Below are 24,913 nucleotides of genomic sequence, written 5' to 3'. Positions count from 1 at the left end.
GCGACAGCCCTCAGGGGTTGTCAGTCAGTACCCTGGGCGGGGTGCAGCTCGTCGTAGGTGTCGTTTTCATCCTCATTGACGGTGTACCAGGCCCAATAGGTGGTACGCCGCATGAATCCTCCTGCGGTGAGTGTCTGTGTCGGGCGCCCGAGAGGGTCATACAATTGCCGGTCGCTGTGGCCCAGCTCGCGCATGGAGTGATCGTTGACGTAGGCGTGGCTGTTGGCGAAGTAGGCGCGGTAGAGGCGTATGACCAAGCCCTTGTTGTTGTATTCAACGCGCTCGCTGACGCGCCAGCGGGGGTCGGCATGCACTTGGCGCAGCTGCTGCTTCAAGATGCCGGATGCGTCCGCCAGCTTGTCGACCAACAGGTCGCCCTTCTCGTCGACCGCATGGGCCGGGCCTGGTTCGGTCTTCTGCTTGGTCTGCAATGAACGGCCGAAGCCATCCCAGCAAGTCAAGGTCATGCGCACCTGTCGTTCGGCATCGCCGGGGTAGCGGTCGGCTTGCAGCACGAGCCCATGTACCGGCGTCCGGCTGGCCGCATCGATCAACGCCTTGAGTTGTACTTCGCTGTCGCTGAGCGTTTGACGACCGTCACTCAGGCGCAATCGCGCGCTCATGCGGATATGCCCGCCGGGGAGCAGGTAGCCTTTGGTAATCCACTCGGGCTTGACCTGGGCCGGGTCGATGCTGCCCATCCAACTGAACGGGGCGTAGCAGTGCGCGCTGGCCATGTCTTGCAACACGCTTTGCGCCTGTTCGATGGCAGACCCAGGCGTTACATGCTTGAGCGGACGGTAGCTGTCCAGCGCGGCGAAGCCCACCCTGAGGCTTTGTTCATGGCCGTGAAAGCTGCTGGCAAGCAACTGTCCAAAACCGTCATAAAGCGCCTCTTGAACCGTGCCGTTTGGGTCGACGATTTTTGTCGGCAGCAGCAATCGATAGTCGTATTCGGCTACGGTCACGCAATCGTCGGGGGCTTTCACCCGCAGGGTTTGCAGCGTGTAGGCGTCGTATTGAAGGGTCGTTTCGCCGTGGGCCTTGGTGGCCTGCAGCGCCCTCAACCGACAAAACCGGCTGGGCTTGTCATAACGGGGAAAGTAGCGGCAAATCGACCACAGGCGGTTTTGCGCGGGCGGCGCCTCGCCGTCGAACAGAAAAAACATCGCCATGGTGCGATAGCCACTCTCGGTGAGCGTTTGCACCAGGTCCACCGTGGGTTGGTTGGGCATGGCCGGGATGTCGTTGTAAACCTTCAAGGCCTGGTCATCCAGCTCGGCGGTTTCCAGGTAATCGGTCAGTGCCTGGGTTGTGGCGACGCCGGGGTCCAGGGTTTTACCTAAGCCACCGGCCTGCCGGTAGCGCTGCACCGACAAGCCGCTCAGTGTGCGCAAAGCCCCTGCGGCCAATGGCCCGTCGCGAGTGTCGATGAACCGTTCATAGGTGATGCGCCCGGGGGCCAGCCCGCCAGGCGCCGGCGCTTTGCCGAGCACCAGGGCGTTGTCTCGTTGGCTGTAGGGCAAGGCCAGGCGCCACTGCTGTGCGCCGTCCAGGTGAATCGGCTGTGCCAGCGTTTCGCTCAGGTAATAGAACTGTTGCGCGCTGTCATGGGTATCGCGCCACCAGCGCTGTTGGTGCTCATTCACCAGCACGGCGGGTGGCGGATCGCTGGCGGTGGTACGGCGCGCATAATGCAGGGTCACGCCATGCGCCAGGCAACCATAGGCGTCCCAGCGCAGGTTGATCTGGTGCTGGCAGAGGGGATCGTCTGCCACGCCTTCATATTGATAGCTGATCGACTCCAGGGCTAATGGCAGCAACCGGGCGTAGGGCGTATGGGCACTGGCCGGCGCCAGTTCGCGGACCAGATACCGCTGGTGTTTGACCGAGTAGGGCACGGGCACGGCGTCGTCCGTGGGGTCCGCCGCCATCACCTCGACCCGCAGCACACTGCCACTCAGTGCACGGGCCGCCTCGCGTGCCAGCGCCGGCGCAGGATCGCTGATCAAGTCGTCGTGATGATCCAGCGGCCCTGCCTGGGCCGTCGTCCTGTAGCGGCTTACCAGCGTGCGCCCGAGAGTCTCGGCTTGCGGGTCGTGAGGGCTTTGGTCGAGGGTGGGCATGTCAAGGGATCGACCGGTATGAAACCAGGTTTTGCTGCGCAAAGGTGCGCTGGAACCTGGCGGGTTGCGTGCGTCCTTGCGGCGTTCGGTGTCGGTTTGCAGCACCAGCCCGAAGCCACGGAACTCGCGATCCAGGCGGTCGTAATACGCCTGGCGATAGCTCATGCGCTGGGTCAGTTGGTTGCCGGTGATCTCGTCCCGTTGGTTTTGTTGGCTGACCAGCAGCAGCGCAAAGGGTAACCGGCTGATTGCAGGCTGACCCGTGGCATGCAGCTCGCGTTTTTCGTCCAGCCACTCCTGGGCACTGCTGCGATAGTTGATCAACGCCTGGGCGCCCATGTTGTTATCGGTGCGCCTGAGGAGCCAGGGCTTGTGGCTGAAAAAGTCATAGCGCCAGTGGATGGAGCTCTGGTGGGCAGCGGTCAGGATCAGGCTCGGACAGCCCAGGCCGAGCACGTCGATAACGCTGACCTGGCAGTGGTCGTCATATTGCACGCCATCTGGCCACGGGACGTTGATCGCTTGTGTCTCGAAGCCGTTGCCGCCTTTGTTGAGGAAAACACTCAGGTGAGCGGCGCTCAAATACAGCAGGTCTGCCGCGCCGCCGCCATTGAGGTCGACGAGCAGTACATGCGCCGCTTTGAACGTTTGATAACGCAACGGCAGCGTGGCCAATACGAACCCCTGGCCAAAACGGCCGCGACCCAGGTTCGGCCAACATTTCACTTCGTTATGCCGGATACGCACCAGATGCTGTTGGCCGGTGGCGAGTACATCGCTGAACGCCACCAGTTCGTTGGGCGAGGAGGAAATGACCGGCAAGCCATCGTCGGGCCCATGCGGCACCTCGGTGGCGGGTGCGAAGCCGGATGCCCGGCGATGTTCATACAGGCGCACGCTACGCGGGCCGATCATCGCAAAATCATGACGGCCTGCCCCCATCAAGTCAGCGAGCGTGCCCTGCGGGTGGAAGAACTCCGACGGGAATGCATCGAACGGCGTATAGGCTGACCAGTTGCGCTGTTCGTCCAGGCTGAAAAAACCGTTCATCCCGGGCCCCGCCACCAGCCAGTCCAAACGCCCGTCGCCGGTCACATCGGCCAGCGCCTGGTGGATGGGCCGGGTGCTGTCGGCCACCGGCAGCCGCGTCAACTCCACGGCCGCGCCGTAGGTCACCTCGTCGCGGGTGCGCGGGTGTTGCGGCCTGAGCGGTTCATGGTAATACCAACATTTGTCTGCGCGGTACAACACACCGGGCAGGCCTTCGCCATACAGATCCACCAGTTGATAACGAGCGCCGCCATGCGGCTTGGGCAATGCAGCGAATGCCTGGTAGCGGCCTGGGTCAACCTTGAGCTGGCTCGACTCATAAAGGCACTCCAGCGGCGGGCGGCTCACGCTATTGCCCGCGCTGTCGAAGGCTTGCTCATGCACCGCGCTCAACAGGCTGACTTGCGAAGAGATGCGGTATTCCAGCAGCAGGCGCTGGACCAGCACCGGGTCGGCGCCCATTTGCGCTTCTTTGGGGAAGTGGTGAAACATCAGGATCTGGCTGCAGCGGCGCAGGGTGCGTAACTCGAAGCCGAAGGCAAAATCCGAGCAAGGGTCGGGGCGTGTCGGCCAGTCCTGGATTTTCCGATACGTCGGGCGCTTATCCAGTTCGAGGGCGCGTTCGCCATAATCGAAGAGCAATTGAAAGTGCCAGCCCACGTCCGGTTTATCGTCGGTTTGCCAGAGGTAAAGCTGCTCCTGCTCCCTGGCGGTGAAGTTGCCGTAGCAGACGCTTTGCAGGTAATGCCGGGCGCGGCAGTCCCTGGGGTAGCGCGCGGTGTCGGTTTCTTTCGTGTAGTGATAATAAATGTGCTCGCCGTGGGCGTTCAGGCTTTCCTGCAACAACCACTGCGCCACATGGTGCGGCTGGTCTGGATCGGCAATCCGGGCCAGCGCGGTTTTTCCGTAAAAGTGCTGGCTGCCATCGGCACCCTGTATCAACCAGAAGCCGGCCGTGTCGGTTGCCGATTGCCAGTGTTCGATACGGTCGAAGCGGCCCTCGACCCTGGGGAAGTGGCGGGTGACCGTATACGCGATGGGCAGTGGCAAACCATTGAATGCCGCGTGGCTGCTGCTGATGATCGCGCCCTCGGCGTCGCGTTCCGGTAGCCAGATTTGCGCGTCGGGGCCCACCAGCACATCGTGCATCGTGTAGCCAGGCACGCCATGGGAGGTGCGCCGGCTGACGGCAGGCTGGGGCACCCCCCAGCCGAGGCCGAAGGGGCCGTTACCGGCGCCGCTGTGGTAGGTCAGCGACATGGCCGGCGCGTAGCCACGCCCGGGCGAAATCGGCAAGGCAATTTCAAAGCTTGCCGTACCGCTGGAGCCGATATCGCCCCAGCCCTTGCCGGTGCCCTGGATGGCCGCACCGCCTTTGGGCAGGGCCGGGGTATTGACCTGTAGCAGGGAAGTGTCGTCGCTCATGCCTGACCCCCACTGGCAGCGGCTGCCCTGGCGGTGTAGCGCAGGTGAATGACAATATCGTTGATGGATTCCAGGACGGCTTTTTGCCCGCTCGGGTTGGGGAATTGCAGGGTCCAGTCGGAGATGGCCCCCGTGTATTCGAACGGCAAGTAACGCTCGTTGCTGTCGAACGTGAGGGTGAACAGGCCGTTGTCATCCAGCCCGGTGGACAGTGCGATTTGCTGATGGGCACGCCGGTCCGTGCGCTGCTCGCCGGTGGGCAGTTCGATTTGGTTGCGGGTCTGGGTCAGTATCGCCTTGATGTCTTCATAGGGGCCCAGGGTCGCGGGCAACGATACGCTGATGCCCTTGATCCGTCGCAGGATGTGCCCGGGGTAATCCTCTTCGAACAGTGCCGCGGGTAATTTGAAGCACAGCGTGCCTTTAGTGACCAGATGTCGTTTATGAGCGGTCCATTTCTCTTCAGTCGTGGGAGGCGGCGTCTGGGAGGTGTCGGTTGCGGGGGGGGAGAGCTCGCACTCGTGCAGGCGGTGGCGCAGGGAAATGGTCTTGACGATCTCCAGATCCCGCACGTTATGGTTCAAATAGGCCGCGTTCATGTTCAACAGCGACAGCTTCAGGGCTTCACCCGCCAGATAGCCTCGGTAGTTGTTGTTCCAGGCGCCAGGCTGGATAAACGTGCGCGCATAGTCCGCTATCTCGTACTGCCAGCACGCCTGGGCGCTGCGGCACAGGGAAAGGCTAAGGTCATAGACTTGGTAATAGAACGTGCTCAACTGAGCGTTGAGCCAGTCATACAGCTGTGCCTTGGAAAAGCGCTTGGCCAACAATTGGTAGTTCGACCAGGCTTGGGCCAGGGAGGTCTGGGCCAGGCGCAATTGCAGGCGCGTGGCTTTTTCCTGCTCGGCATAGGCCTGTAATTGGGCATCGACCTGGGCCAGTTCGAGTCGGGCCTGCTCCTGGGCATGGGCCCACTCTTGCGCCCGGCGGTTGAATTGCTCGGAACGATCCAAGTCTGCGGCGGTGCCGCGCAGCGCCGTGGCAACGCCTTGGGCGATGGCTTGGGCGGCATAGAACGGGCCTTCCCAACGCGAGCCGCCGACACTGGTACCGAAGATATTGGGTGCCACCATCGCGACGCCGGCCGCTGCGGCGGCGGCGCAAGCGGCGGTGTCGAACCCGGTGCTGATCAGGTAGAGCAAGCCTGCCTGGGATTCGCCGGGGCTGATGCCTTCGGTGAGCTGGTGTGCGTAGTAGTGCATCCGCGACTCGATCATGCGTCGGCTGGCGTCGAGCGCCTGGCGGTTCCTTGCGTCGATCTGCAACGCCTGGGTTTGCTGGGTCACGACGATATTGGCCAGGTCCCACGCCTGTTGTTGCTGTAACTCCAGATATTCCGCCTGTTCCTTGCGTTCAATCAGGGTCAGCACCGTACTGCCGAATTGAATCACCGCTTCGGCGGCCGTGAGCGCGTGGCCCGACATGACCTGGAAGCGATAATGGCCGACGTGCGCGTCGACGAACGGCGCGGCACCACCTTCGCCGAAAGCCCCTTGGCCTTGGGCGGCCAGCAGTTTGAGCGGCGACAGCGGCGCCCCGTAGAGCGGCAGGTGCAAAGGTTTACCGGTGATGTCCAGATTGTGCCGCAGATTATGCAGACGGCTTTCGAGCTTGTCCCAGCGCGTCACCAGTTCGGCGTTGAAAGGCAGGCGCAGATTATCGGTGTCCGTGAGCCAAGGCAGTGCATCGCCTTCGACCGACAGGTTGACGTCGATGGTCGGGTTGGTTTGCTCAAGTTTGGCCAGGGCCTCAGAGCCCTGCGTGGCCAGCGCGCCAAGGGTGATCTGCGCCCACGGTTCAGTGATGCTGACCTTGGGGCGTGAGCCAAGGAAATGCTGGGCTCGGGTGTACCAGAGTTTGGCTTGGGTCAGGCTGTCCGGGGTGAGCTGGCGATAGTCTGCATCGCCGCGATTGAGCATTATATCCAGGTAAAACAGGTAGATCGCCTTGCGAAAATGCACGGGTGAGCGTATCGCCAGTTCGTGGGGATCGTGGCTGGTGTAGCCGGGCAGCCGTTCTTCACGGGCCAGTTCGCGCAAACCCCAAAAGGCAGGCCGTTTGCTGGACGCCTCGGCGGCACGCCCAGGGTCGAACAGATAGCCGAGCCAGGCTTGCGCTTCGGCATAGCGTTGCTCCTGATTCAGGCGATGGGCTATCAGCCAGGGCGCGTACAGGAACAGCTCCCAGAAGTACTTGCCGTTAGCACCCGTGAAGTCGATGCCTTCTGCTGTGCCGCCAGGTGTGAGTGGCGGCTCTTTCCAGGTTTCTGGCGTTAACGAGAACAAATGGTCAAGGCTGACATTGGCCGCCTGGACCAGCTTGGCGGCAATACAGGTATTCATGCGCAGGGTGGCGGGCATGCCGGCAGGCAGGCTTGCCGAATTGTTGGAAAAGTCGATGAATTCAGCGGTGCCGAGTTCGCCCGATTCGAGTCTTTTGATCGTCGGCGCCAGTTGCGGGTTGAGCGTGGGGTCAGAAACAGGTGTGGTCAGCGTCAGGGTTGCCGTATTCAACGCATAGCCGAGGATTTTCGCGCCGCCTTCGCCAGGCTCAAGCGTCACCACCCCATGTAGCAGGGTGAAACCGGACTTCATCTGCGCCTGCGTCACCGGAATGCGCGTCGTGACCCGATGCCCCTCAGGCAATTCGGGACTGGACCCGGTGAGGCTTTCGTGAGCGGTGTCCTGGAAACTGATGATGCGATGAGAGTTGGCAGTGATGTTTTCGGTGAATGGGTAGTCTTTGAAGTTCGCACTCATGATGACGTGTTTATAGGCGCGTAAGTTGGGCGTGGTCACGTTTGCCTTTTGGACTATCAGTGTGTTTTCCGAATGCAGCTTGTTTTTATTATCCTCTGGACTGGTGTAGACGTGATAACGGTCGAGGTTGATATGGAACTGTTTGTGTGTGTATAGATTTACGAAAGCGTTTTTGTCGACATAGTTACCGTCCAACAAAAGGTTGTTTTGCGCGTCTGTTCGATGGGTAAACAGTGCGCCGTCAGCATCACATACAGCGTTAGGGAATTCCTCATGGGTGGTCGAATTTTTAAAATACAGTGCGCAGTACTCAGTTCTCTGCTTTGTGGAGGCACCGCTGATCATAGAGCCCTTGCTCAATTTAAGTTGAGTGGCTTTGGGGTCATCCAGCGCATCACGGGTCATCAGCTTGATAGTGACATCCCGCTGTTTGTCTAAGGTGACGGCGTACTGGTGCTGGAAACGGCCACTGAGAGTAGAAGAGAACACAAGTTCCTGAGTGTTTGAATCGAAAGAAACGTCAGTGGTATCGGTGTTTTTTATGTTTGTCTGTTTTTTTTCAAAATTCCAATGGTCGTTTTCTTTGAAAATCATCTGCGACGCGATAGTAATTTCGTAGTCGGCTTTGGGCGCTATTTTAAACTGCAAGTTGCCCTGATTCTTGTGAGCGAAGAGCGTGAGAAACTGCCGGGCGCTGTCAGGCAGCAATTCGCTGTAATACCCGTTAGTGCTCTGCACCTCGCCCTTGAGTATGGCCTGTACTTCGGTCTTCTGGGACGGGTCGAAGGGTTCCATCAGCCGGTTTATTTCTTCGGCCAGCGCTGAGCCGGGCAGCACGCTATAGCGTCCGGGGCTGCCGCCATCGGCGACGGTGGTGATAGTGAAGGACTGGTCGATATGGACGGCCTGGAAAAACCTGCCAATGAAATTATCCTGCTGTTTAGGATCTTTACGGCTGGTAGCGAGCACACTTAAAAAAAGCACGGGCGTACTCTTGCTGTCGACGATTGCCACCGTTTGCGTAATGCCTTTGAGCAGCTCCGAACTGGATGCGTTAACGTCTTCGGTGGCGCAATATTGCTCAATGCACGCCTGAGGCACGCTCCAACTGCCATCATGCTTCTTATACGAAAAATTGAGCCGGAATTTGACGTAGTGGGTGTTGATCCAATCGGCCAGATCTTCCTTTTCCTCCGAATCCGATCGCGCCGGCTTGAACGAACTGGACGGGGTGGGTTTGATGCACTCGGCCCAGATGAAAAATAGCCGGCTATTGAAGTACACCGGCCGGATACTTTGCTCGGCGGTGGCGTCGGAGACCGACAGGTTGATTTTTTTCCAGTCTGACCAGGCGTCCTGCAAGAGCACCGCGCCGGAGCGCCTGGACAGGTCCAGCGAGCGCCAGTAATAGGTGTTCTCGGAGGTGGATTTACCGACGAAGTAATAGGTGCCGCTGTGCAGGTTGTTCAAGTCGGCGTCTATATAGCCGTTGAGTGTGCGTATGTTGGCGGTTTCCTCGAACCTGGCCAGATACTGCTGAACCGCCGTGGTGACGGTGTCCGCTTGAATTCGGTATTGGCTGAGGTCGTTTTGCAACTGGTGAAAACTGTCGGTCTTGTTCCGTCGTAACGTCGGGTCCAGATAGTTGGCCGGGTGGTAGTGCAATTGCTGACTGGCACTCCACAGCGGGTAGGTGTGCAACTGTTCGCGCCAGATCTTGTTTTGTTGCGCGGTCATGCCCTGATGGGCATAGCCCGGCTCCAGGCCCAGTTCAATACGGCTGATGTATTGCTGCAGGCTGGAAATGGCACAGGCTACCGGGCTGGTTGGCACGGCTTGGCTGACTTGTACGTCGAGTAGCCAATACGCATAAAGGTCATCGGCATTGCCGATGGTTGCCTTAAGCGCATCAGGCACTTTATGGGTGAGGTAGTACGCGAGCATGGCGTCGCGAAGGCTTTCATTAAGCTGTTGGTCAAGCGAGTGAGACATGATCAGTCCTTGAGCAGGTCGGTAGGAAAAGGCGTGTTGACGGGAGAGGCATGGGCACTCGTGAGCGCCTCACCGACTGCCTTCCATTGAGCGAACGTCGAGTTGGTTTCAAGTTGGCTGGCTGCAATCAGCAGGGTGGCCGACAGGCCGGTTGCAGTGCTGGCTTGGCGGCAGCGCAGCAGCCAGTCCAGGCGATCCATGGAGGTAATGCGTGGAGGGTTCAGTTGGCTGCTGAAGACGGTTATTTCGCTGGCACTCCAGCCAAAAAGTCGGGCGAGATGCTCGCTGGTTTCTTCAGTGTTGTGTTGTGCCGCGCGATTGGGCCGCGCGTTGGCCTGTCCGAAGTAATCGAGAATTTGCCCTTCCGTCAGGCCAAAACGCTCAATGCAATGGTTGAACTGCTGAATGAGGTAGAGGGTGTGCGGGGTCAGTTCAAGGACCGAAGACGCTTGATAGTCATTGTCCAGCCAGTGTGGGTTTATCAGAAACTGATCAAGCGCCTGGCGGCTGAGCGGCAATTGCAGAACATCGACGGCGTGGGGGAGCAGCAATATCAGATAGCCGAGGGTTTGCAGGGGTGGGGCTGCAGGCGCGTGCAAGCGCAGGAAATGGTTGTCATATTTTTGATGACCGTTGGCATCGCCTGGCAGCTGGGGTACGGCGCGGATGATCTCTTTGAGGCGTAGATACAGCGCCCAGAACTCATTACGCACCGTCTCCATCAGGGTACGGAGCTTGGGTTTGGTGCTCTCGATATAGTAGGTTGTGCGATTAGTGTCCGTGCTGATGGCAATGGCGGACAGCGCTTGCTCGACCGCCACCTCAATGCTCGTGTTTGAGCGCATCCGTTGCAGTACTTGCTGGGCCAGGGCTTCCCAGTCCACGGCGGGCAAGCGAACGGCTTCATCAGCGGGTTGCTGGGGAAGTTCAAGCAGGTTCAGCTGTTTGGAGAGAGAAGCCTGATCATAAGCCGCGAACTCTTTCAACAGCAGGTTGATGGCCGGGTCCTGGACCTGCTGATCGAGCAATAGCTGGTGCCTCAACAGTGACAGGCTGTTGCCATTCTCCTTGAGCCAACGGCTGGCCCATTCCAGGTGCATGAGCATATCGAGAAAGTCAGCCGCGCCCTTCGGCTTGCGTCTCAGCGTTGGGTGACGCAGTTGCGTAAGAAAGGGCGTCGTGCCGGGCAACTGCAGCAGTTGCTGGCATTCCATGACCGACAAGCCGAACAGCCGAGCGATTCGCGCTTGCCGATAGAGTGCGCTGACGGTCTCGACCGTGCGGGTTTCGGGCTCATCGGCGATCAGCAATTGCAGCGAGTCCTGGGTGTCTTGCAGGCCCAGCGCGGCGCAGAGTTGTTGGCGGGTGGTTGCGTCGAATGCCTGCTCGTCCAGACACAGCGCAGGCAGGGCCGAACCCACGCGGTTGAACACCTGATCGAACAACGACACGCGCTCACCCGAACCGTGAACGGGCAACTGATGGAGCCAGGCGGCAAACTCTTCGGCTTGCAGGCTGTAGCGCTTGCTCAGATAGCAAAAGACTCCCAGCGCCCGAAGGGTGTTATGGGTGATCAGCAGCGCGCGGTTGCTGGCGCCTTCGCAGCGCATCGCGCTGACCAGCAACGTGTCCAGTTGCGCGAAAGGCAGGCCGAGCCAGCGCTGCAGGCGAATCATTCGTTGCAGCCTGTCGAAGCGTTCAAGGCTCACGTTGACCAGCTTGGCGGGGGCGTCTTTGTTCAGGCTGATCGCGAGTGTGGGGGCAGATGCAAGCGCGCCGTTGATGTAACAGGCACCGTAAGTGAGGCCGATGGGCTGTTTGCAGTTTGGCGATTGGCGCGGTGCTTGTGTCTGCTGTGCCAGCAGCGCTTGAAGTTGTTCGGCATCCAGTTGCGTATGCTGCAGGAAATCAGTGACGTCTTCCGGCCCCTTTTCAGCCGTCCAGTTGAAGTACGTGCGATAGAAGGTTGGCGCGCCCTGCGCCGTTACCCAGTCTCTTTTCAGCAGGGCCTGTTGTTCGGGGCTCAGCCCGGATAACAGGCATTGCACCTCATTGTTGCGGGTAACGACTTGCCCGTAAGTGCTGGTTGCTCCCGCCAGGGGCAACTGGCGACTGATGCGATAGTTCAACTCACCCAACATCGGCTTGTCGCCCGACAAGCCCAACCGGCATTGCTGGTGGTGGAAATGATACGGCAGCGAAAACGGGTACCAGGTGTTGCTCAGCAGCGAGTAGGCGTCGTTGGCGTCGGCGATATTGCTGAGCAAGGTCTGATTGATGATCGACAACATGGGCACCTGGCCCGTAACGCTGTGTTGGTCGATCAACAGGTCCTTGAGGTCTGCACGCCGGGCGGACAGCTTGAGCACGTCGGCCCCCTTGGCATTCTGTTCCAGTTGCAGGGCGAACAGATAAAGCGCGCGCAGGTAGGCAGCCGGCGAATCGACCGCGGCAATGGACGCGTTGGCGCAGAACTGTTCGCGATTTTCGTTGAACAAGGCCTGGTAGGTGGCATCGGTATCGGCGGCGACATCGCGTTTAGCGCGCAGGGTAGGGCGCTGCGACGAGACCTGCTGTTCGCGAAACAACCTTTCCAGTTGCGCTGCAGCGCTCTTGGCCTTGCGGTATACCGCGTGGGCATCGTCATCGTTGCAGGTGGCCAGTTGCTCTGCGAAGGCCTTTTCGCTGAGACGCACAATGTCGAATACCGAATGAATGTCGAGGCGCTGCAGCGCGGTGTTGAAATCGTCCCGACCGGGGGCGGGAGGGTGTGCGTGATCAATCAGTTGAGCGAGCAAGGAGCTGCTGTCGGCTTGCATATTCATACGTTCCTTCACGCCCGCCGATGGGTCCGGCGGGCAATCAAAAACGCTATCACGCAGGTTAACGGGGCCAGGCATAGCTATTTACAGGCTGCGTCGGCCCCCGCCGGTTGAGGCATCCATACACCGATACCACCTATGTGCAGACATGGACCCTAGGCTTTGCTGACCATTGTGCAATTCAGGTCATGTGATCATGTCTGCTTCACTTCATCGAAACACGCCCTCGCTTGCGGCCTTCGACCCCCGTGGATTGACCGTGCGCAGCGTCGCTTATCTATGCGCTACCTCCCAGGCTGCGCCGACGGCCCGTGTCAGGCGTCAAGTCTATGGGGCCAGCGGCCTTTTGCTTGAGCAGTGGGACCCGCGCCTTTCTGCCCTTAAATCGCGCGAACCGTTGACCGAGGCGAATCAGGCCTCGGTGTACAGCCTGTCTGGTACCTTGATCCGCAGCAACGATGTGGACGCCGGCATGCGGCTGATGCTGGCGGCGCCTTCGGGACAGCTGTTGCATGCCTGGGACGGCCGCGGTGCCTATCAGCGCCACGACTACGACACCTTGCAGCGTCCGGTGGCGGTGTTCGAACAAACTGCCGACGAAGCGCGACTCCGGTGTGTCGAACGCCTGGCGTATGCCGCGCCAACGCCTGAGCACCGCGCACTTAACCGCAGTGGCCGCCTGGTACGCCATGCCGACCCGGCGGGCACGCAGGTGTTCGACGCCTATGGAATGACCGGGCAGGTGCTGCGCCAAACCCGGCGGTTTCGCGAGGCCCCGGGCACTGTTGACTGGCCGCTTGCCCCGGCCGATCAGGACCAGCAACTGCAACCTGAGCTTTACACCACACGCTGGGCGTTTGACGCCCTGGGCACCACGGTGGAACAGCTCGACGCCAAGGGCAATGCCCGACAGTTCGCCTATGGGCTGGACGGGCAGGCGAAAAATATTCACCTCACCTTGAAGAGTGGTACGCGCAAGACCGTGGTAGAGGGCTACGTCTACACTGCCGCCGGCCAGGTGGAGACGGCCCTGCTGGGCAATGGCGTGAGTAGCCTGGCCACCTATCGGGCCGAGGATGGCCGTATGCGTCGGCTGATGGCGTACCGCAAAAACGAGCGGGCGGCGCCGCTACAGGATTTGAGCTACGACTATGATCCCGTGGGAAATGTTTCAAGCCTGCAGGATCAGGCACAACCGACCAGGTGGAGCCACAACACGCAAGTAGATGCCTCCTGTCGCTATGAGTACAACTCGCTGTACCAACTGACCCAGGCCACAGGCCGGGAAAGTACTGCCGCCGCCATCGGCCCGGCACTGCCCGCGCGTATTTCGTTCGGTTCGACCGACACCGGTTTATGGCGCAACTATACCCAGCACTATGCCTATGACGAGGGGGGCAACCTGACCCGCCTGCGCCATGTGCCATCCAGTGGTGTCGGCTATACCCGCGACATGCAGGTCGCAACTGGCAGTAATCGTGCGTTGTCGAGCGAGCATCCGGTTGACGAGTGGGCGCAGGGTTTTGATGCCAATGGCAATCAGCAACAGCTGGGGCGTGGCCTGCCGATGGCGTGGAACGTGCGTAATCAGTTGACCAAGGTCACGACGATTCTGCGAGAGGAGGGGGACCCGGATGAGGAGGCCTATGTGTACGCAGGCGACGGCCAGCGCGCGCTCAAGCTCACGCACCGGCAGGTCGCCGGCAGTCGGCAGACGGCGCGTGTGTATTACCTGCCAGGCCTGGAAATTCGCCATCGACCGTTGCGCCGGCTGAATGTTGTGCGTCTTGAAGTGGAGCGGTGCACGGTTGAGGTCTTGCAATGGGAGCTGGGGCTCGATGAGGGAGCAGCCGATGCAACCCTGCGCTTTTGCCTGACGGATCAGCAATCGAGTCATGGGCTGGAGTTGGGCGAACAGGCAGAGTTATTGAGCCAGGAGAGTTATTTTCCCTATGGAGGGACGGCGTGGTGGGCATCGCGCAGCGAGGTGGAGGGTCGCTGCAAGACGCGCCGATATTCAGGCAAAGAGCGTGACAGCAACGGCTTGTATTACTACGGTTTCCGCTACTACGCCCCTTGGTTACAGCGCTGGATAAGCCCCGACCCCCTAGGGGACGGGGCAGAGTTGAATCCCTATCTCATGGCGTTCAACAACCCGATCACATTCGTTGATTCAATGGGGCTGCTGCCGGCCGATGTGGAAAATACCCAAATACAGGGCGGTACTGTAATCCTCCTGCTTTTGGTCTTGCTGGGCCTGGGCGTGGGGGCGCTGCTTGGGAATGCGACGGTGGGGGCTTCCATCGGGGCTCTGGTGGGCGGTGTACTGTTTGGTACCAGTCGCCTGAATGCCTATCTGCAAATGCAACCGCAGGCCGTGGCAAGGGCCGCCGAACAAGTGGAAGAACAATTCGCCAGGGATATTTCAGAGCTGGCGATCAAGTTGGCGCAGCAGGCACGGTTGAGTCACGAAGAAACGGAGCGGCTGGTGAATTTTGCCTATGCGCGCCGCCCTGCCGAGGGAGGCATGTCCCTTTACCTCCATGCATCGGAAGGGGCCATCTATGGCTATGCGGGGCCTGTGGGTGAATCGGGGGGCGTCGAGGGCGTACTGATGGACAGTCGTAACCCGATGCCTGAGTTGAAACGCATGGGCTATGGCGCGGCACTGCTGCGAAGACCAGGGCGTGAGTCCGCTGCCGCTGTCGGTCAGCAGGCGGGGGCAAGCACGTTTGAGGTGGGGGCGACGACACAGGTTGCCGGTTCCAGTCGCGCACGCGGTGGTCGGCAAGCGCAGGCCCAACTGCCGATGAGGGTGCCGAGGGCGATAAGAGGCGCTGCTCCACGGATGCAGATCGATACCGAGGTGCTTGGAGATATCAGTTCGTCGAGCCGCGAGGACCGCAGTATCGCCCTTACCCTCAGTCATTTGCAGGAAGGGCGTTTTGGCGCGGTTCATTGGCATCTCCACAGAGATCAACTGTGGTCTGCTGACTTGCACGGTTACGCCGCTTCTCGTGGTCGCAGTGCCTATCGTTTGATGTTCAAACACCTCGGCGGCCAGAAGTACCGAGTGGAGGGCGTACGCAACCCACACCGCTGAAGTCGATCGCCGCCAGGATGTTGAGGCAATATCAGCGGCTGTGTGTCGATGCGGCGGCGGCGTGGTTTTGCTAGAATGCGCGCCGCGCCGCCTGGCCGGCGCGTTTTTTTATCCGGTTCACCCTTTACGAGGGTAGCCACCTGGAGAGAACACCCATGACCCAACCTATCGTCGTGGCGGCACTGTACAAGTTCGTCACCCTTGAAGATTACGTTGCCCTGCGCGAGCCACTGTTGCAGGCGATGGTCGACAACGGCATCAAAGGCACGTTGCTGATCGCCGAAGAAGGCATCAACGGCACCGTTTCCGGCAGCCGCGAAGGCATCGATGGCCTGATGGCCTGGCTGAAGAACGACCCACGCATGGACGACATCGACCACAAAGAGTCGTACTGCGACGAGCAGCCGTTCTACCGCACCAAGGTCAAGCTCAAGAAAGAAATCGTGACCTTGGGCGTCGACGGCGTCGACCCGAACAAACAGGTCGGCACCTACGTCGACCCAAAGGACTGGAACGCGCTGATCAGCGACCCCGAAGTGCTGTTGATCGACACCCGCAACGACTACGAAGTGTCGATTGGCACCTTTGAAGGCGCGATCGACCCGAAAACCACCAGTTTTCGCGAATTTCCCGACTACATCAAAGCCAACTTCGACCCGGCCAGGCACAAGAAAGTCGCCATGTTCTGCACCGGTGGCATTCGCTGCGAGAAAGCCTCGAGCTATATGCTCAGTGAGGGCTTTGACGAGGTCTATCATCTCAAGGGCGGCATCCTCAAATACCTCGAAGAAGTGCCGCAGGAAGAGACCAAGTGGCAGGGCGACTGCTTTGTTTTCGACAATCGCGTGACGGTGCGCCACGACTTGAGCGAAGGCGACTACGATCAATGTCATGCCTGCCGCACACCGGTCAGCGTCGAAGACCGCGCGTCCGAGCACTACGTGGCCGGCATCAGTTGCCCGCATTGCTGGGATAAGCTGCCGGAGAAAACCCGTCGCAGCGCCATCGACCGGCAAAAGCAGATCGAACTGGCCAAGGCCCGCAACATGCCGCACCCGATTGGCTTCAACTACAAGCAAACCCCTTCCGAGGCTTGAACCATGCCCGCGCGCCTGCTCTATGTGATGGACCCGATGTGTTCCTGGTGCTGGGGCTTTGCCCCGGTGGCGCAGGCGCTGGTTGAGCAGGCCCGGGCGGGCGGTGTGGAGTTGCACCTGGTGGTGGGCGGCTTGCGCACCGGCAGCGGCGCGGCGCTGGAGCCGAACACCCGGCGCTATATCCTCGAGCACTGGCAGGCGGTGACTGACGCCACCGGCCAGCCGTTCAAGCGCGAAGGCGCGCTGCCCGATGGGTTTGTCTATGACACCGAGCCTGCGTGCCGCGCCATCGTCACGGCGCGCAGCCTGGCGCCCGATTGCGCCTGGAAGCTGCTTGGGCTGATCCAGCACGCGTTCTATGTAGAAGGCCGTGACGTCACCTCTGCCCATGTGCTGGTGGAGCTGGCCGAGCAGGCCGGTATTCCGCGTATCGAGTTTGCCGGCGAGTTCGACCGCGCCGAACAGCACGCGGCCACGGCCGCCGATTTCACCTGGGTACAGGACCTGGGCATCGCGGGCTTCCCGACCTTGCTGGCCGAGCGCAATGGCCAGTTGGCGCTGCTGACCAATGGCTACCAGCCCTTGTCCGAATTGTCGCCATTGCTGGGGCGATGGCTGGAGCGCGCCACCTGTGCATGATCAGCCCGACACGCCTGAACCCAAGCGCACCGACCGCCTGACCTGGGCGGAAATTCGCCGCCTGGCCCTGCGCCACAGGAAATCCCTGTGGATCGCCAACAGCGTGGCCGTGCTCGCGACCTTGTGCAGCGTACCCATCCCGTTGCTGTTACCGCTGTTGGTCGACGAAGTGCTGTTGGGCCGTGGCGATGCCGCGCTCAAGGTGATGAACCACGCCTTGCCGCTGGGCTGGCAGCAGGCCGCCGGCTATATCGGCCTGATGCTGGTGATCACCCTGGTCCTGCGCTGCGGCGCACTGGTGTTCAACGTGGTGCAGGCGCGGTTGTTTGCGCGACTGGCCAAGGACATCGTCTACCGCATCCGCGTGCGGCTGATCGAGCGGCTCAAGCGCATCTCCCTCGGCGAATACGAAAGCCTGGGCAGCGGCACGGTGACCACCCACTTGGTCACCGACCTGGACACACTGGACAAATTCGTCGGCGAAACCCTCAGCCGCTTTCTGGTGGCGATGCTGACCCTGGTTGGCACCTCGGCCATCCTGGTGTGGATGCACTGGCAACTGGCGCTGCTGATCCTGCTGTTCAACCCGCTGGTGATCTACGCCACGGTGCAGTTGGGCAAGCGCGTCAAACACTTGAAGAAACTGGAAAACGACAGCACCTCGCGCTTCACCCAGGCGCTGACCGAAACCCTGGACGCCATCCAGGAAGTGCGCGCCGGCAACCGCCAGGGCTTTTTCCTCGGGCGCCTGGGCCAGCGTGCCCAGGAAGTGCGCGACTACGCCATTCACTCGCAATGGAAAACCGACGCGTCCAGCCGTGCCAGTGGCTTGCTGTTCCAGTTCGGCATCGACATTTTTCGCGCAGCGGCGATGCTCACCGTGCTGTTTTCCGACCTGTCCATCGGCCAGATGCTGGCGGTGTTCAGCTACCTGTGGTTCATGATCGGCCCGGTGGAGCAATTGCTGAACCTGCAATATGCCTACTACGCGGCAGGCGGCGCGTTGACGCGCATCAACGAGCTGCTGGCCCGCGCCGACGAGCCGCAGTACGCCGGGGGGAGCGATCCGTTCACCGGGCGTGCAACCGTTGGCATCGACGTGCGCGGCCTGAACTTCGGCTACGGCGATGACCTGGTGCTCGACCAATTGAACCTGGCCATCGCGCCGGGGGAGAAGGTGGCGATTGTCGGCGCCAGCGGCGGCGGCAAAAGTACCCTGGTGCAACTGTTGCTGGGCCTCTACACACCCCAGGCCGGCAGCATCCGTTTTGGCGGCGCGACCCAGCAGGACATCGGCCTGGCGACCATTCGCGAAAACGTCGCGGTGGTGCTGCAACACCCGGCACTGTTCAACGATACCGTGCGCGCCAACCTGACAATGGGCCGCGAGCGTACGGATCAGGCGTGCTGGCAGGCACTGGAAATCGCCCAGTTGGAGGCGACCGTCAAGGCATTGCCGTTGGGCCTGGACAGCATAGTGGGTCGCTCTGGCGTGCGCTTTTCCGGCGGCCAGCGGCAACGCCTGGCCATCGCGCGCATGGTGCTGGCCGAGCCCAAGGTGGTGATCCTGGATGAAGCCACCTCGGCGCTGGACGCGGCCACCGAGTACAACCTGCACCAGGCACTGGCGCGGTTTCTCAGCGGGCGTACTACACTGATCATCGCCCACCGCCTTTCAGCGGTGAAACAGGCGGATCGGGTGTTGGTGTTCGATGGCGGGCGTATCGCCGAGGATGGCGACCATCAGCAATTGATTGCCGACGGGGGGCTGTACGCCAAATTGTATGGACACTTGCAACAAGTGCGGTGATTTAGCTTAGGTTGTGCGACCGGGAGCGGATTTTCGCGTGCGTATTGAGCTGTGCATGTGCAAGGGACTTCATGAAGCAAAAGCGGACTCTCGGAACGCCACGGTTGCTGGGCATTGTCTGGCCCTTCATTGCCGTCGTGCTGTTCCAGGCATTGTTAGGCTGCGTCAGTCTCTACGTGCTCTCGGCGGTGCGTGGCTATGTGGCTGGCGAAAGTCTGTGGTCCAAGGGCCAGAAGGACGCCATCTACTACCTGACCCTTTACGCCGATAACCGCGAAGCCGCCACTTACCTCAAATATCAGCAAGCGATTGCCGTGCCCCAGGGCGGGCATGAATTGCGCGTTGCGCTGGACCGTCCCACCCCGGATATCCCCGCCGCACGCCAGGGCATCATCAAGGGTGGCAACCACCCGGACGACGTCTCCAGCCTGATCTGGCTGTACCTCAACTTCCGCCATTTCAGTTACCTGGAAAAAGCCATCGAACTCTGGACGGTGGGCGACGGCTACTTGTTGCAGCTGGACGACCTCGCCCAGGCAATGCATGGCGCCGTTACTGCCGATCGGGTCAATGCTGACGATGTGCGCCTGTGGAAGGCGCGCATCACGGCCATCAACGAAGGTGTGACACCGGCGGCCAAGGCGTTCAGTGATGCCTTGGGTGAAGGGTCGCGGATGATCCTGCGCCTGTTGTTGATCACCAATTTGGCCACGGCCCTGGGGCTGATCGTGCTGGCGTTGCTGCGCACGCACAAGTTGCTGGCCCAGCGTCACGCGTTTGCCGATGCCCTGCAGGCGGAGAAGGAGCGGGCGCAGATTACCCTGGAGTCGATTGGCGACGGTGTCATCACCACCGACGTGGACGGTGCGATTGCCTACATGAACCCCGCCGCCGAAGCGCTGACCCACTGGCAGTCGGCCCAGGCCCAAGGCCTGCCGCTGGCGGCGTTGTTCAAGTTGCTGGATGAAAACGCGGAACCGGATGGTTTCACCCTGATCGAGCACATCATCAAGGGCGAACTCAGTGGCGGCAGTGAACATTCCAAGTTGATCCAGCGCCTGGACGGCAGCACCGTTTCCGTGACCCTGGTGGGCGCGCCGATTCGCAGCGCCGGCAAGGTCAGTGGCGCGGTGCTGGTGCTGCATGACATGACCCAGGAGCGCCAGTACATCGCCAATCTTTCCTGGCAGGCGACCCACGATGCCTTGACTGGCCTGGCCAACCGGCGTGAATTCGAATACCGCCTGGAGCAGGTACTGCAGCAGGTGACACGCCAGCAAAACGGCCGCCATGCCTTGATGTTTCTCGACCTGGACCAGTTCAAACTGGTCAATGACACCTGCGGCCACGCTGCGGGCGACGAGTTGCTGCGGCACATTTGCGCGCTGCTGCAATCGGACTTGCGCGAAGGCGATACCCTGGCGCGGCTGGGCGGCGATGAGTTCGGCATCCTCCTGGAGAACTGCCCGGCGCCAGTGGCCGAGAAGATCGCCGAGAGCCTGCGTCATACCGTGCAGAACCTGCATTTCGTGTGGAAGGGCCGGCCGTTCATGACCACCGTCAGCATCGGCCTGGTGCATATCTCACACACCCCGACCACCCTGGAAACGTCCCTGCGCGCCGCCGATATGGCGTGCTACATGGCCAAGGAAAAGGGGCGTAACCGAGTGCAGGTGTATCACGCCGATGACTCGGAGCTGTCCCTGCGCTTTGGCGAAATGGCCTGGGTACAGCGCTTGCACATGGCGTTGGAAGAGAATCGTTTTTGCCTGTACTCCCAGGAAATCTCGCCTCTGGGCCATACCGAAGCGGGCAATGGGCACATCGAAATTCTCCTGCGGCTGCACGACGAGGCGGGGCGAATCATTCTGCCCGACAGTTTTATTCCGGCGGCCGAGCGTTACGGCTTGATGACTTCCCTGGACCGGTGGGTGGTGGAGAACGTCTTCAAGATCATCGCGCGTTGCATGCACGAGCGTCCGGGCCGACCTATGGCCATGTGTGCGATTAATCTGTCAGGAATAACCATTGGCGATGACGATTTTCTTGGTTTTTTACGTGAGAAATTCGGCACTTACAACATCCCTCCGGAAATGATTTGTTTTGAAATAACCGAGACAAGCGCTATCGCCAATTTAGGCAGTGCCATTCGTTTTATTAATGAACTCAAAGCGTTAGGTTGCCACTTTTCCCTGGATGACTTTTGTGCCGGAATGTCCTCGTTCGCCTATCTCAAACATTTACCTGTAGACTTCCTGAAGATCGATGGAAGTTTCGTAAAGGATATGCTGGACGACCCGATTAACCGCGCCATGGTCGAAGTGATCAATCACATAGGCCATGTGATGGGTAAGCGCACTATCGCCGAGTTTGTTGAAACGTCGCAGATCGAACAGGCATTACTTGAGATAGGCGTGGACTACGCTCAGGGCTATCTGATCGAACGTCCGCAATTGTTTACCTTCGATAGCCTGCAGTGCCGACCTGCGCGGCCGCAGCCCCTGTTATTCAAGGCGCCCGGCACATTCCGCTGAAACTTTGCTGGTCTGTACATCACACTTAAAAAGGAGCCCTACAGTGATCGACACCTTCAACAGAACCGGCCCGCTTATGGAAGCCTCGAGTTACCCCGCCTGGGCGCAGCAATTGATCCTGGACTGTAGCGAGAGCAAGCGTCGGGTTGTCGAACACGAACTGTACCAACGCATGCGCGATAACACGCTCAGCGCCAAGACCATGCGCCACTACCTGATCGGTGGCTGGCCCGTGGTGGAGCAGTTCGCCTTGTACATGGCACAGAACCTCACCAAGACCAAGTTTGCCCGCCATCCGGGGGAGGACATGGCGCGTCGTTGGCTGATGCGCAATATCCGCGTGGAATTGAACCATGCCGATTATTGGGTGCATTGGGCGCGTGCCCACGGCGTCAGTCTCGAAGAGCTGCAGGCACAGGACGTGCCCCCGGAGTTGCACGCATTGAGTCATTGGTGCTGGCACACCAGTTCGGCGGATTCGTTGATCGTTGCGATTGCCGCCACCAACTATGCCATCGAGGGCGCCACTGGGGAGTGGTCTGCCGTGGTCTGTTCCACCGGCGTGTATGCCGCCGCCTTCCCGGAGGAAGAACGCAAGCGCGCGATGAAGTGGCTGAAGATGCACGCCCAGTATGATGACGCGCACCCTTGGGAAGCCCTGGAAATCATCTGCACCCTGGCCGGCACGAACCCGAGCGCGGCTCTGCAGGTGGAGTTGCGCCAGGCGGTGTGCAAGAGCTACGACTATATGTACCTGTTCCTGGAAAGCTGCATGCGCCTGGAGCAAGAGAAAGAAAAGGCGCCCGTACTCGTTCGTGAGCGCCAGGCGCGCGTCGCCAGCGAGGCGTGATGCACCCGTGATGGCTGATGCCACTCACTTAAGAAGGATCGCGGTACTGTGGCGAGGGAGCTTGCTCCCGCTGGGGCGCGCAGCGGCCCTGTTGTTTGTTCAAAAAGAAGGGACTGCTACGCAGTCCAGCGGGAGCAAGCTCCCTCGCCACAAGTTACCGATTACCTGCGCCATCTGTTAACTGACTGGCATTGTGATGGCGGGGTTTTACCCCGCCATTGCCAAGCGGTTGCGGCCTTCGCGCTTGGCCACGTACAAGGCATTGTCGGCCCGGCGCAGCAGGCTTTCCGCCGACTCGGCCGCCAATAACGTCGAACAGCCAAGGCTTACCGTCAAGTCGACCCGCGTACCCTCCACCCAGTAATCATGGGCTTGTGCCGCCTGGCGCAGGCGCTCGCCGACCATCCGCGCCGCATCGCGCCCGGTGTTGGAGAGCAGGATCAGAAATTCTTCCCCGCCGAATCGAAACACCATGTCCACGTTGCGCAACTGGCTTTTGATCGCTGCGGCCACGGCGCGCAATACGCTGTCGCCGGCGGCATGACCATGGGTGTCATTGATCTTCTTAAAGTGATCGATGTCCAGCATCAACAGGGACAGCGGGTGCATATGGCGCCGAGCCATGTCAATTTCCCGTTGCAGGGTCTGGTCCATGGCCACGCGGTTGCCGGTTTCGGTCAAAGGATCGCGCAGGGCACTGCGGGTGGCGGCGCGGTAGAGCAGGGCGTTGCGCATTGGATAGAGCAGCGTTGCGAGCAGGGACTCGAGCTGGCCCAGTTCCTCTTCGAGGAAGCGTTGGTTGCGACGGAACACCAGTTCGCCCAAGTGTTCGCCCTCATGGCTCAAGGTGTAGCTCACCGAATGATGGCCGCGATGGCCGAACTCCAGGCGCAGGTCGCTGATCGCGTAGCGGTATTGCAGGGCGTCCAGCGGCACCAGGCGTTGCACTTCACGGAAGAACAAGCCGAGGATGCGTTCCGGTTCCAGGCTGGTCTGCAATTGCTGGTTCAGTTGCTGGCGAAGCTGACCGAGGGTGGCGGGGCGATGGGGGCGAAGGGACGGCTGACCAAACCCCAGGCGTTGCAATTTGGCACTGTCAAAGTCAATTGCGTTGGTCTGGGTCGGTGTTTTCATACGTAGGCGGCCTCTAAGCACATGACTGTCTTACAGGCGGGATGAGAGTGGCAAGTGCCAAGCGTCTTACTGTTCCTTCAGTTCCGTAAAACATTGGAAACAGTTTAGACCGCTTTACGCCGGGTTATAAGCCCAGGGCACTGCCACACGTCTTGTCATCGCTTGACCTGCGTGAGTGGGTTAGAGCCAGATTCGTGCCAATCGTTTGAATTAATAAATACCTATATAAATCAATGAACTGGTTTTTAATGAAAACCGTCGACAAACAGTCGCGCCATTTCTCTGACTAATATTGAATGTTTGAAGAGGGGGTTACCAACGTAGAACGGTCAATCTGCGCGATGGAAGTGACCCCTGTCAGCGTCATGGCGACGCGCATTTCCTTGGCGAAAATATCCAGCAGGTTTTCCACGCCATGCTGACCATCGGCGGCCAGCGCATACACCGCGGAGCGCCCCAGCAGGCAGGCCTTGGCGCCGAGCGCGAGCATGCGCACCACGTCGAGCCCGGAACGAATGCCGGAATCCACCAGCACGGTGAGGTCATCGCCAACGGCCTCGGCAATCGGCGGCAACGCCTTGGCGGTAGACAGCACTCCATCGAGCTGGCGGCCGCCATGGTTGGAGACCACGATGCCGTCGGCGCCGAAACTTACGGCATCCTTGGCGTCCTGCGGGTCCAGAATGCCTTTGATGATCATCGGGCCCTTCCAGAAGTCGCGGATCCACTCCAGGTCTTTCCAGCTGATCGACGGGTCGAAGTTGGTGGCCAGCCAGCCAATGTAGTCTTCCAGGTGCGTGGGTTTGCCCAGGTACCTGGAAATATTGCCGAGGTCGTGGGGGCGGCCCATCAAGCCCACATCGAACGCCCACTGCGGCTTGGTCACGGCCTGCAATATCCGCCGTTGCGCCGCATACGGCCCGGACATGCCCGAGTGCGCATCACGGTAACGCGCGCCAGGGGTTGGCATGTCAACGGTGAACACCAGTGTCGTCACGCCTGCCGCCTGCGCCCGCTCCAGGGCATTGCGCATGAAGCCGCGATCCTTGAGCACATACAGCTGGAACCAGATCGACTGCGGGCTTTGCGAGGCGACTTCCTCGATCGGGCACACCGACACCGTCGACAGGCAGAAGGGCACACCAGCGCTCGCCGCCGCCTTGGCCGCTTGCACTTCACCACGTCGTGCATACATGCCCGTCAAGCCGACCGGGCTGAGGATGACCGGCATGGCCAGCTCCTGGCCAAATAGCGAGGTCTTCAAGCTCAGGTTGTCGACATTGCGCAAGATGCGCTGGCGCAGGCTGATCTCTGCCAGGTCCGAACTATTGGCGCGCAGGGTGTGTTCGGCGTAGGCGCCGCCATCGATATAGTCGAACAGAAAACGCGGTAACTTGCGCTTGGCGGCAGCACGGTAATCGGAGGCGGACGAAATAATCATGGCTTGGGCTCCACTCGGCAAAGTGGCCCACGATAAGCAAAGTTCTGGCATGATAAAAACAACTTTTATCG

At 60.4% G+C, this 24,913-nt stretch carries 11 protein-coding genes; 6 read left to right on the top strand and 5 right to left on the bottom strand.

Annotated elements, in window-relative coordinates; all coding sequences use genetic code 11:
• Positions 1–20: 20 nt before the first annotated feature.
• From C4J86_RS17660 to C4J86_RS17650, 3 genes are read right to left on the bottom strand one after another with little or no spacing between them, the layout of a single operon-like run.
• Positions 21–4,601 carry a SpvB/TcaC N-terminal domain-containing protein gene (locus C4J86_RS17660; RefSeq protein ID WP_124371342.1) on the bottom strand — a complete coding sequence of 1,527 codons (4,581 nt, stop codon included), beginning with the start codon at positions 4,599–4,601 and terminating at the stop codon, positions 21–23.
• Entirely contained in the window at positions 4,598–9,412 is a 4,815-nt protein-coding gene (locus C4J86_RS17655) for a neuraminidase-like domain-containing protein (protein ID WP_124371341.1), read from the bottom strand. Before C4J86_RS17655 ends, C4J86_RS17660 begins: the two co-directional genes overlap by 4 nt.
• 2 nt (positions 9,413–9,414) lie before the next feature.
• Positions 9,415–12,237: a Tc toxin subunit A gene (locus tag C4J86_RS17650; RefSeq protein WP_124371340.1), complete on the bottom strand. Its 2,823-nt coding sequence runs from the start codon at positions 12,235–12,237 to the stop codon at positions 9,415–9,417.
• Between the two features lie 193 nt (positions 12,238–12,430).
• Between C4J86_RS17650 and C4J86_RS17645 the strand changes: the two genes are divergently transcribed.
• From C4J86_RS17645 to C4J86_RS17620, 6 genes are all read left to right on the top strand, one after another.
• Entirely contained in the window at positions 12,431–15,337 is a 2,907-nt protein-coding gene (locus C4J86_RS17645; protein ID WP_124371339.1) for an RHS repeat-associated core domain-containing protein, read from the top strand.
• Positions 15,338–15,492: 155 nt separating this feature from the next.
• On the top strand, positions 15,493–16,434 hold the full coding sequence (locus tag C4J86_RS17640) for a rhodanese-related sulfurtransferase (protein WP_124367761.1): 942 nt from the start codon (positions 15,493–15,495) through the stop codon (positions 16,432–16,434).
• Between the two features lie 36 nt (positions 16,435–16,470).
• Entirely contained in the window at positions 16,471–17,073 is a 603-nt protein-coding gene (locus tag C4J86_RS17635; RefSeq protein WP_177412780.1) for a DsbA family protein, read from the top strand.
• Positions 17,066–18,883 (top strand): ABC transporter ATP-binding protein, encoded by a 1,818-nt coding sequence (locus C4J86_RS17630; protein ID WP_124371338.1) that lies wholly within the window; start codon positions 17,066–17,068, stop codon positions 18,881–18,883. The genes C4J86_RS17635 and C4J86_RS17630 overlap by 8 nt, the downstream gene beginning before the upstream one ends.
• Positions 18,884–18,954: 71 nt before the next feature.
• The gene (locus tag C4J86_RS17625; protein ID WP_124371337.1) at positions 18,955–21,417 is read left to right on the top strand and encodes an EAL domain-containing protein; all 2,463 of its coding nucleotides are present in this window, start codon (positions 18,955–18,957) and stop codon (positions 21,415–21,417) included.
• A gap of 76 nt (positions 21,418–21,493) precedes the next feature.
• Positions 21,494–22,267, top strand: a complete 774-nt coding sequence (locus C4J86_RS17620; RefSeq protein ID WP_372238021.1) for a TenA family transcriptional regulator — start codon at positions 21,494–21,496, stop codon at positions 22,265–22,267.
• Between the two features lie 207 nt (positions 22,268–22,474).
• Here the strand turns inward: C4J86_RS17620 and C4J86_RS17615 are convergent, their stop codons facing one another.
• Positions 22,475–23,401 (bottom strand): GGDEF domain-containing protein, encoded by a 927-nt coding sequence (locus tag C4J86_RS17615; protein WP_124363669.1) that lies wholly within the window; start codon positions 23,399–23,401, stop codon positions 22,475–22,477.
• 286 nt (positions 23,402–23,687) lie between these two features.
• Positions 23,688–24,842 (bottom strand): FMN-dependent L-lactate dehydrogenase LldD, encoded by a 1,155-nt coding sequence (gene lldD, locus C4J86_RS17610; RefSeq protein WP_124371335.1) that lies wholly within the window; start codon positions 24,840–24,842, stop codon positions 23,688–23,690.
• Between the last annotated feature and the right edge of the window lie 71 nt (positions 24,843–24,913).

It is taken from the genome of Pseudomonas sp. R2-7-07 (assembly GCF_003852355.1).
Taxonomy (GTDB): Bacteria; Pseudomonadota; Gammaproteobacteria; order Pseudomonadales; family Pseudomonadaceae; genus Aquipseudomonas.
Note: the sequence above shows the minus strand (reverse complement) of the source record. Positions and strands in the feature narration are given on the sequence as shown.

Bases quoted from the DNA above. Each gene is read 5' to 3' on its own strand.
- C4J86_RS17655 (WP_124371341.1), bottom strand. From the start codon at position 9,412: ATGTCTCACTCGCTTGACCAACAGCTTAATGAAAGCCTTCGCGACGCC.
- C4J86_RS17620 (WP_372238021.1), top strand. From the start codon at position 21,494: ATGGAAGCCTCGAGTTACCCCGCCTGGGCGCAGCAATTGATCCTGGAC.
- C4J86_RS17635 (WP_177412780.1), top strand. From the start codon at position 16,471: ATGTGTTCCTGGTGCTGGGGCTTTGCCCCGGTGGCGCAGGCGCTGGTT.
- C4J86_RS17625 (WP_124371337.1), top strand. From the start codon at position 18,955: ATGAAGCAAAAGCGGACTCTCGGAACGCCACGGTTGCTGGGCATTGTC.
- C4J86_RS17615 (WP_124363669.1), bottom strand. From the start codon at position 23,401: ATGAAAACACCGACCCAGACCAACGCAATTGACTTTGACAGTGCCAAA.
- C4J86_RS17650 (WP_124371340.1), bottom strand. From the start codon at position 12,237: ATGAATATGCAAGCCGACAGCAGCTCCTTGCTCGCTCAACTGATTGAT.
- lldD (WP_124371335.1), bottom strand. From the start codon at position 24,842: ATGATTATTTCGTCCGCCTCCGATTACCGTGCTGCCGCCAAGCGCAAG.
- C4J86_RS17660 (WP_124371342.1), bottom strand. From the start codon at position 4,601: ATGAGCGACGACACTTCCCTGCTACAGGTCAATACCCCGGCCCTGCCC.
- C4J86_RS17645 (WP_124371339.1), top strand. From the start codon at position 12,431: ATGTCTGCTTCACTTCATCGAAACACGCCCTCGCTTGCGGCCTTCGAC.
- C4J86_RS17640 (WP_124367761.1), top strand. From the start codon at position 15,493: ATGACCCAACCTATCGTCGTGGCGGCACTGTACAAGTTCGTCACCCTT.